Annotated in this window: 16 protein-coding genes; 8 read left to right on the forward strand and 8 right to left on the reverse strand. The window is 71.0% G+C overall.

The genetic code is table 11. The annotated features are described in order from the left end of the window. Positions 1–116 precede the first annotated feature (116 nt). The 6 genes from ACLQ2R_RS06290 to ACLQ2R_RS06315 form a co-directional block, all read right to left on the reverse strand. Positions 117–248 carry a SapB/AmfS family lanthipeptide gene (locus ACLQ2R_RS06290; RefSeq protein ID WP_362511959.1) on the reverse strand — a complete coding sequence of 44 codons (132 nt, stop codon included), beginning with the start codon at positions 246–248 and terminating at the stop codon, positions 117–119. Between the two features lie 49 nt (positions 249–297). Beyond that, positions 298–432: a SapB/AmfS family lanthipeptide gene (locus tag ACLQ2R_RS06295; protein ID WP_350944088.1), complete on the reverse strand. Its 135-nt coding sequence runs from the start codon at positions 430–432 to the stop codon at positions 298–300. 51 nt (positions 433–483) lie between these two features. Beyond that, complete coding sequence (locus tag ACLQ2R_RS06300; protein WP_425958365.1) at positions 484–615, reverse strand: SapB/AmfS family lanthipeptide; 132 nt, start codon at positions 613–615, stop codon at positions 484–486. Between the two features lie 4 nt (positions 616–619). Continuing rightward, positions 620–3,286 (reverse strand): class III lanthionine synthetase LanKC, encoded by a 2,667-nt coding sequence (gene lanKC, locus ACLQ2R_RS06305; RefSeq protein ID WP_425958367.1) that lies wholly within the window; start codon positions 3,284–3,286, stop codon positions 620–622. 148 nt (positions 3,287–3,434) lie between these two features. Continuing rightward, positions 3,435–4,136 carry a sensor histidine kinase gene (locus ACLQ2R_RS06310; protein WP_425958368.1) on the reverse strand — a complete coding sequence of 234 codons (702 nt, stop codon included), beginning with the start codon at positions 4,134–4,136 and terminating at the stop codon, positions 3,435–3,437. An 847-nt stretch (positions 4,137–4,983) separates the two neighbouring features. Next, positions 4,984–5,697 carry a M50 family metallopeptidase gene (locus tag ACLQ2R_RS06315; RefSeq protein ID WP_425958369.1) on the reverse strand — a complete coding sequence of 238 codons (714 nt, stop codon included), beginning with the start codon at positions 5,695–5,697 and terminating at the stop codon, positions 4,984–4,986. A 171-nt stretch (positions 5,698–5,868) separates the two neighbouring features. On the opposite strand from ACLQ2R_RS06315, the gene ACLQ2R_RS06320 reads away from it, so the two are divergent. Together ACLQ2R_RS06320 and ACLQ2R_RS06325 are read left to right on the forward strand one after the other, a co-directional pair. Next, positions 5,869–6,345, forward strand: a complete 477-nt coding sequence (locus ACLQ2R_RS06320; protein ID WP_425958370.1) for a nuclear transport factor 2 family protein — start codon at positions 5,869–5,871, stop codon at positions 6,343–6,345. 10 nt (positions 6,346–6,355) lie between these two features. Beyond that, positions 6,356–7,498 carry a magnesium and cobalt transport protein CorA gene (locus ACLQ2R_RS06325; RefSeq protein WP_425958371.1) on the forward strand — a complete coding sequence of 381 codons (1,143 nt, stop codon included), beginning with the start codon at positions 6,356–6,358 and terminating at the stop codon, positions 7,496–7,498. A gap of 62 nt (positions 7,499–7,560) precedes the next feature. On the opposite strand, the gene ACLQ2R_RS06330 is transcribed toward ACLQ2R_RS06325, so the two are convergent. Together ACLQ2R_RS06330 and ACLQ2R_RS06335 are read right to left on the reverse strand one after the other, a co-directional pair. Then, positions 7,561–9,474 (reverse strand): aldehyde ferredoxin oxidoreductase family protein, encoded by a 1,914-nt coding sequence (locus tag ACLQ2R_RS06330; protein WP_425958372.1) that lies wholly within the window; start codon positions 9,472–9,474, stop codon positions 7,561–7,563. After that, the gene (locus tag ACLQ2R_RS06335) at positions 9,471–10,373 is read right to left on the reverse strand and encodes a fumarylacetoacetate hydrolase family protein (protein ID WP_425958373.1); all 903 of its coding nucleotides are present in this window, start codon (positions 10,371–10,373) and stop codon (positions 9,471–9,473) included. The genes ACLQ2R_RS06330 and ACLQ2R_RS06335 overlap by 4 nt, the downstream gene beginning before the upstream one ends. 387 nt (positions 10,374–10,760) lie before the next feature. On the opposite strand from ACLQ2R_RS06335, the gene ACLQ2R_RS06340 reads away from it, so the two are divergent. From ACLQ2R_RS06340 to ACLQ2R_RS06365, 6 genes are all read left to right on the forward strand, one after another. Further along, entirely contained in the window at positions 10,761–12,065 is a 1,305-nt protein-coding gene (locus tag ACLQ2R_RS06340) for an enolase C-terminal domain-like protein (RefSeq protein ID WP_425958374.1), read from the forward strand. Continuing rightward, on the forward strand, positions 12,062–13,771 hold the full coding sequence (locus ACLQ2R_RS06345) for a sugar ABC transporter ATP-binding protein (RefSeq protein ID WP_425958375.1): 1,710 nt from the start codon (positions 12,062–12,064) through the stop codon (positions 13,769–13,771). The genes ACLQ2R_RS06340 and ACLQ2R_RS06345 overlap by 4 nt, the downstream gene beginning before the upstream one ends. Further along, positions 13,768–14,796: an ABC transporter permease gene (locus tag ACLQ2R_RS06350; RefSeq protein ID WP_425958376.1), complete on the forward strand. Its 1,029-nt coding sequence runs from the start codon at positions 13,768–13,770 to the stop codon at positions 14,794–14,796. Before ACLQ2R_RS06345 ends, ACLQ2R_RS06350 begins: the two co-directional genes overlap by 4 nt. A 105-nt stretch (positions 14,797–14,901) precedes the next feature. Then, complete coding sequence (locus tag ACLQ2R_RS06355; RefSeq protein ID WP_425958377.1) at positions 14,902–15,927, forward strand: ABC transporter substrate-binding protein; 1,026 nt, start codon at positions 14,902–14,904, stop codon at positions 15,925–15,927. Positions 15,928–15,959: 32 nt separating this feature from the next. Next, the gene (locus tag ACLQ2R_RS06360; protein ID WP_425958378.1) at positions 15,960–16,667 is read left to right on the forward strand and encodes a FadR/GntR family transcriptional regulator; all 708 of its coding nucleotides are present in this window, start codon (positions 15,960–15,962) and stop codon (positions 16,665–16,667) included. Between the two features lie 58 nt (positions 16,668–16,725). Continuing rightward, complete coding sequence (locus ACLQ2R_RS06365) at positions 16,726–17,547, forward strand: phytanoyl-CoA dioxygenase family protein (RefSeq protein ID WP_425958379.1); 822 nt, start codon at positions 16,726–16,728, stop codon at positions 17,545–17,547. Positions 17,548–17,571 lie beyond the last annotated feature (24 nt).

Below are 17,571 nucleotides of genomic sequence, written 5' to 3' on the forward strand. Positions count from 1 at the left end.
CGCCGCCGCCACCGCCGCCACCGGTGGGGGCCTCGAGGGACTGCAGGTCGAGAAGGACCATGGGAATCGCTCCGTTTCCAGGTTTTTCGATGTGGTGTGGTGAAGAGGGGGACGAACTAGTGGCAGAGCACGACGCTCAGGTTGCTGGGCTTGCCGGACTCGCAGCCCAGGACCGTGAGGGTGCTGCCGCCGCCGCCACCGCCGCCACCGGTGGGGGCCTCGAGGGACTGCAGGTCGAGAAGGACCATGGGAATCGCTCCGTTTCTGATTCTGAGTTCTTGCGGGGATCGGGAAGGACTAGTGGCAGAGGAGCAGGCTCAGGTTGCTGGGCTTGCCGGACTCGCAGCCCAGGACCGTGAGGGTGCTGCCGCCGCCGCCACCGCCGTGGCCGCCGCCGGGGGTCTCCAGGGACTGCAGGTCGAGAAGGACCATGTGAATGGCTCCGTTTCCAGGTTTTTCTGACGTGGGGTGGAGAGGGAGGAACTAGTGGCAGAGCACGACGCTCAGGTTGCTGGGCTTGCCGGACTCGCAGCCCAGGACCGTGAGGGTGCTACCGCCGCCACCGCCGTGGCCACCGGTGGGGGCCTCGAGGGACTGGAGGTCGAGAAGGATCATTTCGTTACACCTCCTTCGCTGTGTCGCAGGGGCCAAACCGCCCGGCGCTTCCGTGCGCGGACGCCCCTGCCGGGATGTTCGTCTCGCCGGGCGGTTCGATGAAGGGGAGGAACACCGGCCGGTCGTGCAGCACGGAGCTCATCGCGAACAGGACTCCGGCCGTGCCGGTCGCGAAGTCCATGGAGAGCCTGAGCAACTGGTTACCGGGGAAGGCCAGCCCGCCGCCGTAGGGCAGCGCGTGCCAGTTCAGCCCGCGGAGTTGCTCGGCCAGGTAGGTGTGGTCGCCGGGGGCGCCGGGGGCGCCGGGGGCGGGGACGCGCGGCTCGGGCTCCAGGCCCCAGCCGAGGGCGCCGATCATGCCGCTCCGGCCGGTGAACAGGCCGGACTGCACGAAGTACCGTCCCCGGGTGACGAGCCGGCAGCCGTCCAGGGCGGCGCGGAAGGACTCGTCGTCGCGGTGGGCCAGGTAGCGGGCGAGGACCACGCCGATGCCCACCGACCCCTCGTCCAGGTAGGGCAGCGTGCGCCAGCCCTGGTTCACCTGCAGGCTCCCGTCCTCGCCGGCGGAGCAGCGCCGCAGGTCCTGGCGGAGCGCGACGGCCGCCCGTTCCAGCAGGGAGGGGTCGCCGGTGCGCTCGTAGGCGCGCAGGAACAGCAGGGCCGGTCCCGAGGAGCCGTACATGAGCCCGGCGCGGGGCTTGCCGCCGCCGCTGATCTCGGGGACGTCGTCGGGGCCGCCCAGCCGGTCCGAGCAGATGTCGGTGATCTTCATGGCCAGGTCGCCGAAGGCCTGCTCGCCGGTGGTGCCGCTCAGGTGCAGGAGGTTCAGGCCCATGCCGGCCAGGCCGCCGAAGAGCCCCAGCTCCAGCGACTCCCACCTCTCGCGCAGGCACAGGTCCACGGTGTCGATCGCGTCCTGGCGGTGCCCGAGCAGGTCGAGGACGTAGGCCACGCCGTGCAGCCCGTCGTAGAACCCGATCCCGGTGCCCGGGGCGGGGGCCAGCGCCCTGGCGCGCAGCCAGTCCTCGTGCTCGGGGAGCCGTTCGGCGCCGGCCCGCTCCAGCGCGTACAGCACGCCCGCCGCGCCGTGGGCGAGGTTCACGCCCCCGCCGGGGTGGAACTGGGCGACGTCGCCGGGGAAGAGCCGGTCGTCACGCTCGGGGGTGGCGCTCGCCAGGATGGCGCGGGTCATCGCCTCCCTGAGCTCGGGCCAGCTCGCGGTGCCCGGTCTCGGGGTCGGGGTCGGGATGACCGCCGGCTCGGGGCCCGTGATGGTCCGGACCGCCTCGTCGATCACCTCGGGCGGCACCGGGAAGGTCTCGCGGATGATCCTGCCCAGGTCGACGACCTTGGCGCGGTCCAGCGACAGCATGATCGTGAGCTGCGGGGCGAACAGGCCCAGGCACAGGCACGCCAGGGCGTAGAGGTCGATCTCGACGCCCTGCCTGCCGGCGGGAGCGCTGAACGCGGGGTGGGCGAGCGCCGCCCGGCCGCCGTCGGCGGTCAGCGTGGCCACCTCGTAGTCGATCAGCGCCAGGCGGCCGTCCTCGGTCATCAGGATGTTGTTCGGGTGCAGGTCGCCGAAGACGACCCCGCGCTCGTGCAGGGACTCCACCGCCCGGCGCACCCGGGGGAGCGTGTCGAGCACCCAGGCGGTGTACTCGGCGATGGCCTCGTCGTCGCAGGTCGCCCTGGTCAGCGGGTACTGGTGCACGAGCTTGCGCTGCAGCGGGTTGCCGTCGACGAACTCCTCGACCAGGAAGTGGTGGTCGCCCAGGGTGAAGTAGTCGATCAGCGCGGGCACCGCCTCCAGCCCGGACAGGCGCTCCAGCATGTCGCGTTCGTGGCCCAGCCGCGCCACGGCGTCCCGGCCGACGGCGTCCAGTCCGGCGTGCGGGCGGGCCTCCTTGAGCACGACCCGCTCCCCGGTGCGCACGTCCTCCCCGAGGTAGACGCCCCCGCCGTTGGAGAACTGCATGACGCTCTCGACCCGGTAGGGCAGCCCCTGGGTGGTGACCGCGTTGCGGGCGGCCAGGTGCGGTTCGAGGAAGGCGGGCAGCGTCACCCAGGACGGCACGCCGAAGGCCGGCTCCCGCACGTCCGGGACCAGGGTCCCCTCGTCGTCCTCGATCGCGAGCACCAGCTCGCCGTTGTCGGCCAGGCAGCGCCGCGAGGCGAACCCGCCGTAGCGGACGAAGAGCGGGCCCTCGCCGTAGCGGAGGTCGCTGAGGATGTACGGCCCCTCGACGCCCGTCAGCAGCTCGTCGAGCTCCTTGAGCGTGAGCTCCAGCTGCGCCTCGTCCACCGGGTAGATCGTCACGAGCTTGCCGCTGGAGCCGCGGGGGGCGGCCTTGGAGTTCAGCATGGTCATGACCGGCAGGCTGCGCAGGAACTTGAACGCGACGCCGCGGGGGACGCAGTAGTCCCAGACCGCCTCCATGGCGCGCTCGGCGTCCTCGACGCGGGCCGACACGTGGATCTTCCAGCCCTGGAAGGGCGTACGGCCGGTCAGCGGCGCGTAGTGCATCCAGGTGTCGGTCGCCTGGTGCTGCCAGCCCTCGGGCACGTCCCGGCTCGCGAGTGCGAAGTCGGGGTGGTCTCCCCGGCGGCCGTCAAGCGTGTCATAAAAGAGCGGGTCCGCCAGGCAATAAAGCTCATACTGGTCATCCACGGCATTCTCCCCTGCTGTCTTCCAGAAGAGAGAATTACGGATAACCCGAGAAACCACCAGTTACAAACTGAACAAGTCGCATATGCGAAACTCACACATCCAGCCGTGAAGGTGTGAACTACCTGCGCTTTCGCGAAAGACGTGAAGGTTATTCGGAAAAATTACCAGGAAGTTCGGCTATCAGGGTGAACCACCCATCGCTGCCGCCACCCGCCCGTACCGTGCCACCCAGTTCCCCCAGGCGGTGGCGCAGATTGCCCACGCCGCTGCCCGGCGGGAACGTCTCCCGCCGCGGGGCGCCGTCGTTGACGACGGTCAGGCGCAGCCGCCCGCGCTGCTCGACCAGCTCGATGGCGCACCGCTTCACCCGGCTGTGGCGCAGGATGTTCGTCACGCCCTCGCGGACCACCGCGCCCAGCGCCGTGCTCACCGGGTCGGGCAGATCGTCCACGTCCACCCGTACCGAGCAGTAGGCCCCGAAGCCCTCCATCAGCACTTTCGCCCGCGCGACCTCGCCGGGGAAGGAGAGCCGCCGGCCCGTGGCCGAGACGTCGCGCACCGCGTGCGCGGCCTGCCGCACCGCCCGCAGCATCTCCTCGAGGTCCTCGCGCAGGGGCCCGTCGCCGGCCGCCCGGCGATGGGCCAGCTCCCCCTTGATCGAGGCCAGCCAGAGCCAGTGACCGACGAGATCGTGCATGTCGCGGGCGAATCCCTCGTGCGCCCGGGAGAGCGCCCGCTCCTGTTCCCGGCGCAGCCGTCTGACGCGCAGGGCGAGGGCCCAGGTGACGCCCAGCGATACCAGAAGCACCCCCGCCCCGGCGGCTCCGGCGAGGCAAAGGGGGTGTGACATCAAGCGCCTCTCCCAGAAGAAACGATATCGCGATAATAAACGTGAAAAGAGATCCGGGCGTCAATCAGGCGGTGCGGTTGCGGGGCGTGACCAATACGAGGGGTGAGGGTCGGATAATTACGCAAAGATCATGATATAAATAGCATAATTAGGCGAATCGGGTAAACAGCCACGTCGAGATGCCCGTTCCTCGGGCCCGGTACGCCTCCCGGCGCGCCGCCCCGGGGACACGTGGCGCCAGAGAGCGGTCACCGTGGGTGACCGGCGAACGCGTTTCCACGCTGTTGTCGATTCCGGCCCCTCCCGCGTGTCGCCGGCGTGAGGGGCCACCACGAGGGGCGGCCCGGAACGGTGACGATGACGAAGACGGACGCGACGGTGAACGCCACGATGGACGCCACGCCGGGAACGGGTGGGCACCCGGCGGCGGAACGGGCGTTCGAGGTGACGTGGCAGGGAGAGCTGCCCGCGACCCCGCGCGAGGTCTGGGAGGCGCTCACGCTCCACACCGCCGGCTGGTACTGGGAGATCGACTACGAGCCCCTGGCCGGAGGGGCCGAGCGGGGACTGACCGGCAAGGGCGGCGTGGTGGGCGTCCAGAAGCCGCCACGGCACGTCACCACGCGGACCGTGCCGGGTCCCGACGAGGTCGACGAGCTGGACCGAACGACAGGGCCGGCCCGGCCGGGTACCTCTACCCGCACGCCACCAGGGCCGACCTCCCGCACCGCCCCGGCCGCGACGCGGAGGCGGTGGAGGCGTACCGGGCGGCCCTGGCGCTCGGCGGCAACGACGCCGAGCGGGAGTTCCTCGCCGGGCGCATCGGGCCGTCCGGGGAGGGAACCGCTCAGAGCAGCGCGAACGCCGGGGGGAGCAGCAGGTAGGTCCCGCCCACCAGGCACGCGCCCGCCACCACCAGGAACAGGAACACCCACAGCCCGCCGGGCATGAAGGTCAGCCGGGCGAGCTGGTCGGCGTCGGAGTCGGGCGCGTGGCCGCGACGGCGCTTGCCCTGCAGCTCCACGATCGGCCGCACGCCGCCCAGCAGCAGGAACCACACCGCCAGGTAGGCCAGGATCGCGTCCATGTCGGGCGCGGCGTACCAGGTGAAGGCGGCGATGGCGCCCCCGGTGGCCAGCAGGCTCACCACGCCGAACAGGTTGCGGATCAGCAGCAGCATGCAGAACAGCAGCCCGATCACGACCGCGATCAGCACCGCCACGTACCCGGAGGCGGTCAGCCAGGCCCCGCCCAGCCCCAGCAGGGAGGGGGCGACGTACCCGGCGGCGGCGGTCAGGATCATGCCGAACCCGCGCGGTTTCCCCCGGGTGAGGGTCACGCCCGAGGTGTCGGAGTGCAGCCGGATCCCCTCCAGCTTGCGACGGGTCAGCAGCGCCACCAGCGCGTGCCCGCCCTCGTGGGCGATGGTGATCAGCCCCCGGGACAGCTGCCAGGAGGTGGACCACGACACCACGCCCAGGGCCACCAGCGCGGACAGCAGCACCACCCACAGGGGTGGTCCGGAACGGGCCGTGGTCAGGGTCACCCAGATGTCGGACAACGCTCACTTCTCCTTCGCGACATGGGAGCAAAGCGTCCCACGTCCGCAGGTCTGGCGGCGATAAAGTCAGGTCGTGCCGAACATGATTCCAGCCCCCGGTGGCCCCTGGGACCTCGGGCTCCGCGCGCACTACACTGCGTCCGGCAGGACATTGACGGTCGGGAGAGACTCGTGAACGATCGCAACGCCGCTCTCATCGAGACGTTCTACGACGCCTTCGCGCGCCGCGACGCCGACGCGATGGAACGTTGCTACCACCCCGACGTCACCTTCGGTGATCCCGTCTTCCAGGAGCTGGAGGGGCGCGACAGGGTCATGGGCATGTGGCGGATGCTGCTCGGCGGCAGCGCCGACCTCAGCGTGACCGTCCGTGACGTGACCGCCCGCGACCACGAGGGCGCCGCGCACTGGACCGCCCGCTACACCTTCGGCAGGACGGGCAGGAAGGTCGTCAACGAGATCGACGCCCAGTTCCGCTTCGAGGACGGCCTCATCGTCCGCCACCACGACGACTTCGACCTCAGGCGCTGGTCCAAGATGGCGATGGGCAGACCGGTCGGGATCGTCCTCGGCTGGACCCCTATGCTCAGGGCGAGGATCCGCAGCACGGCCATGCAGTCCCTGCGGGAGTTCATGGGCGCCCGATGAGGAGGGACGCGTGACCGACCGGCGACGGAGAGGGCTGCGAAGCCTGGTGCGCGGGCGTTCGGGCACCGCGGGGGACTCCCCGGAACGGTCGATGGACCCCAGGTTCGCCGAGGGCCGGCCGCCCCCGCCGCGCTCGCGCGTCATCGACAACGCGATCTACGTCGCAGGGCGCCGCGAGGCCACCCCCGGGTCGCTGCCCGAGGCGTTCGAGCGCCTGAAGAACACCCCCGACGGCATGGCCTGGATCGGCTTCTACCGGCCGGAGGACGGGGTCATCCTCAACGTCGCCGAGGAGTTCGACCTGCACGAGCTCGCGGTCGAGGACGCGATCGTCGCCCACCAGCGGCCCAAGGCCGACCGCTACGGCGACACGCTCTTCGTGGTGCTCCGCCCGGCCCGCTACCTCGACGAGGCCGAGGAGGTCGACTTCGGCGAGCTGCACGTCTTCGTCGGCCCGAACTTCGTGATCACCGTGCGGCACAGCGAGGCCCCCGACCTGTCCCAGGTCCGCCGGCGGATGCAGCAGGACCCCGACCTGCTCGCCCAGGGTCCCCAGGCCGTGCTGTACGCCATCCTGGACGCGGTCGTGGACGGGTACGCCCCCGTCGTCGCGGGGCTGCAGAACGACATCGACGAGATCGAGGTCCAGGTCTTCGGCAACGAGCCCGGTGTCTCCCGGCGCATCTACGAGCTGTCCCGCGAGGTGATCGAGTTCCAGCGGGCCACCCAGCCGCTCCTGGGGATGATCGAGGGGTTCATCGCGGGCGCCGCCAAGTACGGGGTCGACCAGGAACTGCAGCGCTACCTGCGGGACGTGGCCGACCACGCGATCACCGTCGCGGAGCGGGTCGGCGGGTTCCGCCAGATGCTCCACGACATCCTGGTGGTCAACTCCACCATGGTCGCCCAGGCGCAGAACGAGCACATGACCAACCTCACCGAGGCGAGCAACGCCCAGAACGAGGAGGTCAAGCGGATCTCCGCGTGGGCCGCGATCCTGTTCGCCCCCACCCTCGTCGGCACCATCTACGGCATGAACTTCGACGCCATGCCCGAGCTCCACTGGACGTGGGGCTACCCGTTCGCGGTCATGCTCATGGCGGGCGTCTGCCTCACGCTGTACATGGTGTTCAAACGCCGCGACTGGCTCTGACCCGCGCCGGCCCCCGGGGGGCCGGCGCGCGCCCGTGTCCGCCGTCCGGGAGCCGGCGCGGCTCAGGGACGGGTGAGATGGGCCTCGGCCCAGCCCAGGTCGAGCGCCAGCAGGGTCTCCCGGGTCGGGACACCGTCCTCGTCCCATCCGGTGAGCCGGTAGTACAGCCGCAGCGCCGCCGCGAAGGCGTCCCCGTCGAGCAGGACCCCCTCGTGGCGTCCGGCGTCGATGGGCTCCTCGTGGAAGCGCCGGGGCAGGGCGTCGTCGGCGGCGCTCAGCCCCTCACGGAGGTTGTAGACGCGCATCAGCTGCCAGCGCCGCCTGCCCCAGACGAACAGCTCGGTGTCGCTCGTCCGCCAGCCGGTGACCGCGTCCACCAGGCGCGCGATGCCCGGCAGGTCCAGCTCGCGGACCGGGGGGCCGGCGAAGAGCGACAGGCAGAGCGCGTCCATCCCGCTCCACATGTCGACGAGAAGGCCGGTCCGCACCACGCGCCGCTCGTCGAGCAGGTCCATCGGCTCGTACTCCAGCGTGCCGAGCGTGCGCATCTGGTCGAGGCCGTGCCGCCACCCGCTCACCGGGTCGAAGTCGATGTCGTGCTCGACGATCTCGTACCGTGGCCCGAGGGGGCTCACGGCGTACGCCAGCGCCTGCCCGGCCGACGCGCGCGGCTCGAACGAGACCATCTCCAGTCCCTTGACGTGCATCGCGAGCGGGCCGAACTCCTCGCCGAGCTCGTCGGCGGCCCGCCTGACCCCCTCTGACAGCAGGCGCACGGGTTCCCTTCCCAGCGCCACCGCCTCCAGGAACGCGACGAGCGCGGGCGTGTCCCCGAAGGCCGGCGGCGCGACGCCGAGACGGCGCTCGTCCAGGAGTCCCCGCCCGGCGGCCTCGCAGACGAACGACACGGTGAAGGCCAGTGAGACGGGGTCGACCCCCCACAGGTGGCAGCGGGCGTTGAGGTCGAGGAGGGTCGCGGTGTCGGTGATGCCGAGGCCCAGGCCGAACGCGGCCAGGGCCTCCTGGTGCAGGCCCCCGGCGCGGGCGTCGACGCGGTTGTCGAAGATCTTGATGCAGTGGTTCGGGCAGCCGGGGCAGTTGCCCTCACCGCGGACCAGCGCGGAGACGAGCCTCTCGCGCATGTCGGAGGGCAGCGCGGGGACGCGGCTGGTGCTGTAGTTCGTCCCGCCGCCGTAGCCGGCGTTCGCGTCGCCGTCGGCGATCCACGCGCCGAACCCCGGGGGGTCGTGCTGCACGGTCGTGAGGTCGTTGCCCGCCATCCGGGCGGCGTACCCGGCGGTGATCCGTTCCAGCTCCGCCGCGTCGTGGACGGCGGGGGCGGTGAGGGCGGGGTCGCCGGCGACGACGATCGCCTTGAGCCTCTTGGAGCCCATGACGGCGCCCATCCCCATGCGGGCGGCCGGGAAGGTCCGGTCGGTGACGATGCTCGCGAAGCGGACCAGGGACTCGCCGGCCTCCCCGATGACGGCCACGTGCGCGTGCGGCCCGTGCCGTTCCACGAGCCGGTCGGTGGCGGCCGCGGTGTCCAGGCCCCACAGGTGCCCGGCGTCGTGCAGGCCCGCCCGCCCGTCCTCGACGAGGAGGTAGACGGGACGCTCGCTCGCCCCGCCGATGATCAGGCCGTCGTGGCCGGACGCCTTGAGGGCCAGGCCGAACGGGCCCTCCACCCGCGCCTCGCCGATCCCGCCGGTGAGCGGGGACTTGGCCAGGACCGCGAAGCGGGGCAGCCCGACGTAGGGGTGCCCGGCGATCACGCTCGACCAGAACGTCAGCAGCGCCTCCGGCGCGAACGGGTCGAGCCCGGCCGGGGTGAGGTCGAGGAGGAGCTTGGTGCCCATCAGCCCGCCGCCGACGTAGCGTCGGTAGTCGCCGGCCGTGGGGGTGAGGACGGAGGTGGCGCCGGTGCCGAGGTCGATCCTGAGCAGGGTCCCGTTGTACCCCGGGGTGGCGGTCACGAGGTCGCCCCCGAGCGGACCCGCTCCAGCGCGCGGGCGTGGTCCCCGGCCCCCCGGACGACCGTGTTGCGCAGGGTCCCGACCTCGGCGAGGCCGATCTCGACCAGGTCGCCGGGCTCCAGGGTGAACGGCAGGTCGGGGACCAGGCAGGTGCCCGTCGACAGGACCGCGCCGTCGGCGAAGGTGTTGTCGCGGAACAGGTACCCGGCCAGCTCCTCGAAGGTGCGGTTGAGCTGCGCGGTCGATGCGGAGCCGTGCCAGACCCTGTCCCCGTCGCGGGTGATGGACAGCTCGACGGTCAGGGCGCCGAGGTCGGCGATCTCCCAGGCGGGCCGGATCGCCGGTCCGACGGCGCACGCGCCGTCGTAGATCTTGGCCTGGGGCAGGTAGAGGGGGTTCTCCGCCTCCAGGCTCCGCGAGCTCACGTCGTCGCACACGGTCAGGCCGAACACCTCGCCCGCACCGGTGAGGACGAGCGCCGCCTCGGGCTCGGGCACATTGATCGCCGAGTCCTCCCGGACCGCGATGGGCTCGCCGTCGCCGACCACCTTCCAGGGAAGAGCCTTGAAGAACAGCTCGGGACGGTCGGCGTGGTAGACGCGCTCGTACACGTCGGCCTCGTTGAGGCTCTCCTCCATCCGGGCCAGCCGCGAGTTCTGGTACGTCACGCCCGCCGCCCACACCTCGGTGCGGCCGTCGACGGGAGGCAGCAGGACGACCTCCTCCAGGGCGGTCCCCGTCCCGGAGGCCCCCTCGCACAGGTCGCGCGCCTGCCCGAGGGGGAGCCGCAGCAACGCGGCCACGGTCTCGGCCCCCTCGACCGGGACGACCCGCCCCTCGCGGAGCACGCCTGCGCGGGCGGGTGACCGGTGGTCCCGGCGGTAACGGACGATGTGCACAACAGGCTCCTCTGGACGGCCCGCGAGGGTTTCCTGGGTGGTCCGGAAGCCGCGACGACCCCGACCTCCCCCTAGACATACGATGTTTAGGTCTCCGTGAGATCAAAGTCAAGGGTTCGGGGTGTCGTCGTCCCTTAAGGGAGGTAACAGTCCGGAAACCCGGTCCAGCCTGGTGGTGGACCCCCTTCTTTTCCGATCATCGTGGACTGAACAGCCCTTTCTTCGCCGAAGAACGCCACTCTCCCGGGAGGCGCCTCGCTCGGAACGCCGGGTTTTTACCCGCCCGAAACCTATTGACAACCTGGAGGGCTGGGTGTTTCGTGGCCTAAACATTCGACGTTTGGTACGACGAGGTCCGCCACGCGACCCGTGACGAAGGAAGCCCCCTTGACCAAGATCACCGCAGTCGAGTCCATCGACCTCCGCTTCCCCACGTCGCGCTGGCTGGACGGCTCCGACGCGATGAACCCCGCCCCCGACTACTCGGCCGCGTACGTGGTCATCCGTACCGACGCCGGCGACGGTCACGAAGGACACGGATTCACCTTCACGATCGGCCGGGGCAACGAGCTGTGCGCCGCGGCGATCGACTCCTACGCCCCGTTCGTGGTGGGCCTCGACCTGGAGGAGACCCTGGCCGACCTCGGCGGGTTCTGGAGGAGGCTGACCGGCGAGAGCCAGCTGCGCTGGCTCGGGCCGGAGAAGGGGGTCGTGCACCTGGCGGTGGCCGCGATCGTCAACGCGGTCTGGGACCTGCGCGCCAAGAGGGAGGGCAAGCCGCTCTGGCGCCTGCTGTCGGAGATGAGCCCCCGCGAGCTCGTCGACCTGGTCGACTTCCGCCACATCGGCGACGTGCTCCCGCCCGGGCGGGCCCTGGAGCTGCTGGAGTCACGCGTCGAGGGCCGGGCCGGGCGCACCGCCCTCATCCACAGCGAGGGCGTGCCCGCGTACACCACCTCGGCGGGCTGGCTCGGCTACAGCGACGACAAGCTCCGCGCCCTCGCCACCGAGGCGGTCGAGGCCGGCTGGGGACACCTCAAGCTCAAGGTCGGCGCCGACCTCGCCGACGACGTCCGCCGCGCGGGCATCCTGCGCGAGGTGCTGGGGCCGGACCGCAAGCTGATGATGGACGCCAACCAGGTGTGGAACGTCGACGAGGCGATCCGCAACATGGAGGCCCTGGCGCCGTTCGACCCGTGGTGGATCGAGGAGCCCACCAGCCCCGACGACGTCCTCGGGCACGCCGAGATCGCCCGCAAGATCGCCCCGATCCGCGTCGCCACCGGCGAGCACGTCCAGAACCGCGTCATGTTCAAGCAGTTCCTCCAGGCGGGCGCCATGGGCTTCTGCCAGATCGACGCCTGCCGGCTCGGCGGGGTCAACGAGGTCGTCGCGGTCCTGCTCCTGGCCGCCCACCACAAGATCCCGGTGTGCCCCCACGCCGGCGGCGTGGGCCTGTGCGAGTACGTCCAGCACCTGGCGATCTTCGACTACATCGCCGTCGGCGCGTCCTTCGACGACGTGGTGGTGGAGTACGTGGACCACCTGCACGAGCACTTCGTCGACCCGGTCCGGATGCGGAACGGCCGCTACGTCGCCCCCGTCGCCCCCGGCTACAGCGCCCAGATCCACGAGAGCACCCTGCGGGACTACGCCTACCCCGGCGGCGCGATCTGGGCGGACGCCCGATGAGCCCGGTCGTGTCCATGTCGAAGGTGCGGCTGGCCTTCCCCGGCACCCAGGCCCTGGACGGCGCGGACTTCGAGATCGAACCGGGGGAGATCCGCTCCCTGCTGGGGGAGAACGGCGCCGGCAAGTCCACGCTGATGAAGGTGCTGGCCGGAGCCGAGCACCCCGACGACGGCGAGATCCGCGTCGACGGCGAGGTCGTCGCCCACCAGACCCCCAGGAACGCGCGGGAGCTGGGGATCGCCATGGTCTTCCAGGAGATGAGCCTGGCGCCCAACCTCACCGTCGCCGAGAACATCACGCTCGGCCGCCCGCCCGCCTCCTACGGCGTGGTGTCCTGGAACGGCGTCCGCGAGCGGGCCGCCCAGGCCCTGGAGGAGCTGAACGTCGGCGTCCCCCTGGACGCGCTCGCCCGCACCCTCACGATCGCCCAGCAGCAGATGGTCGAGATCGCCAAGGCGGTCGCCGGGGACCTGAAGGTCCTGATCCTCGACGAGCCGACCTCCGCCCTCACCGAGACCGAGACGCAGGAGCTCTTCGCGCTGATCAGGAGATTGTCGGCCCGGGGCATCGCGGTGGTCTACATCTCCCACAACCTGGAGGAGATCTTCGTCGTCTGCGACAGCGTGACCGTGATGCGCGACGGCAGGACGATCGCCACCCACCGGACCGCGGAGACGAACGTCGACCAGCTCATCGGCGAGATGGTCGGCCGCGTGCTGTCGGACATGATGCCCAAGGAGTCGATCCCCCGGGGCGAGGTCATCCTGGAGGTCCGCGACCTCGTCGTCGACGGCAGGGACGTCCCCGTCAGCTTCCGGGTGCACCGCGGCGAGGTCCTGGGATTCGCCGGCCTGCTCGGGGCCGGCCGCACGGCGCTGATGCGCTGCCTGGTGGGCGACATCCCCCGCACCTCGGGGACCGTCGAGCTCGACGGCGCGGCCCTGAACCCGCGCCGTCCCGGCGACGCGATCCGCAGGGGCCTGGGCTACCTGTCCGACGACCGCCGCGCCAGCGGCATCGTCGGCGGCCTGAGCGTCCGCGAGAACATCGGCCTGGCCTGCCTGTCGCTCAACGCCCGCTACGGGGTCATGAAGTCGCTCCAGGAGAGACGCCTGGCCGTCACGACCACCGAACGGCTGCGCATCGTGACCAACGGGGTCGAGAAGAAGGTCGGCGAGCTCTCCGGGGGCAACCAGCAGAAGGTCGTCCTGGGCAAGTGGATGGCCGCGGGCGTGGAGGTGCTGATCCTCGACGAGCCGACCCGGGGGATCGACGTCGGGGCCAAGGCGGAGGTCTACCAGCTCGTCAACGACCTCGCCAGGGAGGGCAAGGCCGTCATCCTGGTCTCCTCCTACCTGCCCGAGGTCCTCGGCATGAGCGACCGGGTGCTCGTCATGCGCGACGGCGCCGTCGTCGGCGAGTACGACCGCGGGGACGCCACGTCGGAGTCGGTGATGTACGACGCCACCGGCCAGGCCAAACCCGAGGAGTTCACCCGGGTCACCGGCTACGTGGACTCGCTCCTCGCCGATCCCGCCCCCGCGCCCCCCGCCCCGCCCGCGCCTCCCGTGCCCACGGCGACCCCGGTCGACCCGGCGACCCCGGTCGACCCGGCGACCCCGGTTGATCCGGTGAACCCGGTGGCTCCCGCCCCCCGCACTCCCGACCCCGCCCGCACCACCGGAACTCCGGAGGACCGTCCGTGAAGACCACCAACGAAGTCCCGCGGCCTGCGGGCGGCTCGCCGGACGCGGCCACGTCACCGCCCGGCGCGCGCTGGCGCGCCCTCGTCGCCCCGCTGGGCCAGCAGCTCGCCCCCTTCACGATCGTGTTCGTGATCTGCGTCGTGCTGTGGATCCTCACCCCCCACTTCCTGACCACCTCCAACATCCTGGGCAACCTCGTCCAGATGTCGAGCCTCGCCATCATCGCGGTCGGCGCCACCATGGTCATCGTCGCGGCCGGCATCGACCTGTCGGTGAGCACGGTGGTCGGCCTGGCCGGGGTCGTCTCCACCGTGGCCATCGTCGAGTACGGGGTCGGCGTCCCGCTCGGGATGCTCGCCGGCGTCGTGGCCGGCGGACTGGTCGGGCTGGTCAACGGCCTGCTGGTGAGCAAGCTGGGCCTTCCCGCCTTCATCACCACGCTCGGCACGCTGAGCGTCTGCGGAGGCGCGGCGCTGCTGATCACCGACGGCAAGGCCGTCTACGGCCTGCCCGACGGCTTCAAGTGGCTGGGCAACGGCACCGTGTTCGGGATCCCGGTCCCGATCGTCGTGATGCTGGTCGTGGCGTTCGCCGGGCACTTCCTGCTCTCCCGCACCACCCTCGGCCGCGCGGCGTACGCCATCGGGGGCAACCCCGAGACCGCCCGGCTGTCGGGCATCAACGTCGCCGCGATCCTCATCGCGCTGTACGTGATCTCCGGGCTCCTGGCGGGGCTCGCGGGAATCCTCGAGGCGTCGCGGGTCGTCAGCGGCCAGCCCACCGCGGGGACCAACTACAACCTCAACGCCATCGCGGCGGCCGTCATCGGAGGTGCCAGCCTCTTCGGCGGCGAGGGAAGGATCGTCGGCGCCGTCGTCGGCGCGATGATCCTGCAGCTCATCGGCAACGGGAGCAACCTGCTCAACATCTCGACGTTCTGGCAGAGCGTCATCGTCGGCGTCGTCGTCATCCTGGCCGTCCTCTACGACCAGTTCCGCCACCGCCGGGCCAGAAAGGCCACCTGACCCACCCCGCCCTTCCATGAACCACCCTGCCTCTCCGTGAACCACCCCTTTCTTCCTCGAACCGTCCCGCCCGTCCGTGAACCACCCCGCCTGATCGAGGTCACCATGAACGCCACCAGGAAACCAGCCAGCCGCAGGGCGAGGCGCGCGCTCGCCGTCGTCCCCGTCGTGTGCCTCTCGCTCGTCCTCGCCGCCTGCGGCCGGGACGGCGGCGACACCACCGCCGCCCCCGGCGCCACGGGAGGGGGCGGGGGCCAGAAGCTCACCATCGCCGTCGTCCCCGGCTCCACCGGCTACTTCTACTGGGGCAGTCTGCACGCCGGGGCCAAGGCCGCGGCGGACGAGCTCGGAGCCGAGCTGGTGTGGCGCGGCACCGCCACGCAGAGCGACATCACCGGCCAGACGAACATCCTGCAGGACTTCGTCAACCGCAAGGTCAGCGGCATCGCCTTCGCGGCGAACGACACCAAGGCGCTCGCCCCGATCGTCGAGCAGGCCGCCGCGGCCAAGATCCCGATCGTGAGCGCCGACGCGGGCATCGACCCGCAGTCGATCCCGCTCATCGCCACCGACAACGAGAACGCCGCCGGCCAGGCCGCCGACTTCATCGGCGAGAAGCTGGGCGGCAAGGGCAAGGTCGCCCTCCTGCCGTTCCTGGCGACCTCGGCCACCTCCCAGGCCAGGGAGAAGGGCTTCACCGACCGGCTCACCGAGAAGTACCCCGACATCGAGATCGTCGCCAAGAAGTACACCGACGGTGACGTCAACAAGTCCCTGACCATCATGAACGACGTCCTGAGCGCCCACCCGGACCTCAACGCCGTCTTCGGCCTCAACGAGCCGAGCGTGATCGGCACGATCCGCGCGCTGGAGGCCAAGAAGGCGACGGGCGTGACCGTCGTCGGCTTCGACAACGCTCCCGACGAGGTCAAGGCCCTCAAGGACGGCACCGTGGCCGCCCTCGTGGTCCAGGACCCGTACAAGATCGGCTACGAGAGCGTGATGACGCTGAAGAAGATGATCGACGGGGGCAAGGGGGAGAATGTCGACACCGGCGCCACTCTCGTCACCCAGGACAACATCAACGATCCGAAGATCGAGAAGCTGATCAACCCGCCGGTCGAGAAGTAACGACACCGACCTCACCTTCGGAGGGATCCACCGTGCGAATCACAGACATCGCCATCGAGCGACTTCGCGAGCTGATCGTGTCCGGTGTGTTCCCTCCGGGGGCCAGGCTGCCCCCCGAGACGGAGCTGGCGCAGCAGCTCGGCATCTCCCGCGGATCGATGCGCGAGGCGGTCAGAGCCCTCACCCACGCCCAGATGCTCTCGGTCCGGCGCGGCGACGGCACCTACGTGACCGACCTGCAGCCCGAGGAACTGCTCCGCGGGATCGGGTTCGCCGCCCAGCTCGCCCGCAACGACACCGTTCTCGACGTGATCGAGGTCCGCAGGCTCCTGGAGCCGGCCGCGACCGCCCTCGCGGCGCTGCGCATGTCGGACGAGGCCCTCGACACCCTCAGGACGCACCTGGAGGCGATGCGGCGCACCGCCGACGACCCCGAGTCGTTCGTCGAGCACGACGCCGCCTTCCACAACTGCATCGCCGAGTCGACCGGGAACATGTGGCTCGCCGCGGTGCTGCGCGGCCTGGCCGATCCCACGATCCGCTCCCGGCGGCTGCGGGTCGCCTCCCAGGAGGACGTCTCCCAGCTCACCCTGCGCCAGCACGAGGACATCTTCACCGCCCTCCTCGAACACGACCCGGCGCTCGCCGAGGCGACGGCCCTGGCGCACGTCCACTCCACCCAGCGCGGCCTTCGCGCCATCCTCGACGAGTCGGCCGAGCCGGCCCGCCCACATCCGTAACGATCTCCGGTCACCGGCCGCGCCACACCGCGCCGGAACAGCAAGAGGAGCAGGAACCATGGACACCAAGCAGGCGCTCGCCGAACTCGGCGTGACCCCCGCCCTGACCTCCGAGCAGCGCGAGGCCCTCGACCGCGACGGGTTCTTCATCGTCGAGAACGTGCTCACCCCGCAGCAGTGCGTGGCCATGCGCGAGGAGTTCGACCGCGTCGTCGAGGCGGAGTCCGGCAGCGGCGTGGTCATGGACGCCGAGGCCGGCGCGACCCGGCTCTCCGACCTGTTCAACAAGTCGGACGTCTTCGACGCGGCGCTCGCCATCGAGCCGGTGCTCGCGGCCTCCTACTACCTCCTCGGCGACTTCAAGCTGCACGGCGCCAACATCCGCGACCCGCACCAGGGCGGGGGAGACCAGCCGCTCCACAGCGACGTGCCCAAGAGCGCGGAGGAGGACTGGCGCCTGGTGAACGCGCTCATCGTGCTCGACGACCTGACCCTCGACAACGGCCCGACGCGCATCGTGCCCGGCTCGCACCGGCTCCCGCACAACAACACGCCCACGGTGAACCTGGCCGAGGGCGAGGAGCAGCGGGGCGAGTACGGCGACCAGACGAGGTTCCCCGAGGACCCCTACGCCGAGTACCCCGGCCAGATCCTCTTCACCGCCCCCGCCGGTTCCGTCGCCGTCTGCAACGCGAGCCTGTGGCACGGCGGCACGTCCAACAAGGACGGCGCCCGCCGCCGCATGCTGCACCTGACGTACACGCGACGGGACCTGATGCAGCAGTTCGTGCAGCAGGACCACCTGACCGAGGGCCTGTACGAGCGGCTCTCCCCGGCGCAGCGCCACCTGTTCGACGTCCAGGCCCCCGCCTCCGCCTGATCCGCCGACCCGCACGGAAGGACA

This window comes from Streptosporangium sp. DT93 (genome assembly GCF_049844535.1).
Lineage (GTDB): Bacteria > Actinomycetota > Actinomycetes > Streptosporangiales > Streptosporangiaceae > Streptosporangium.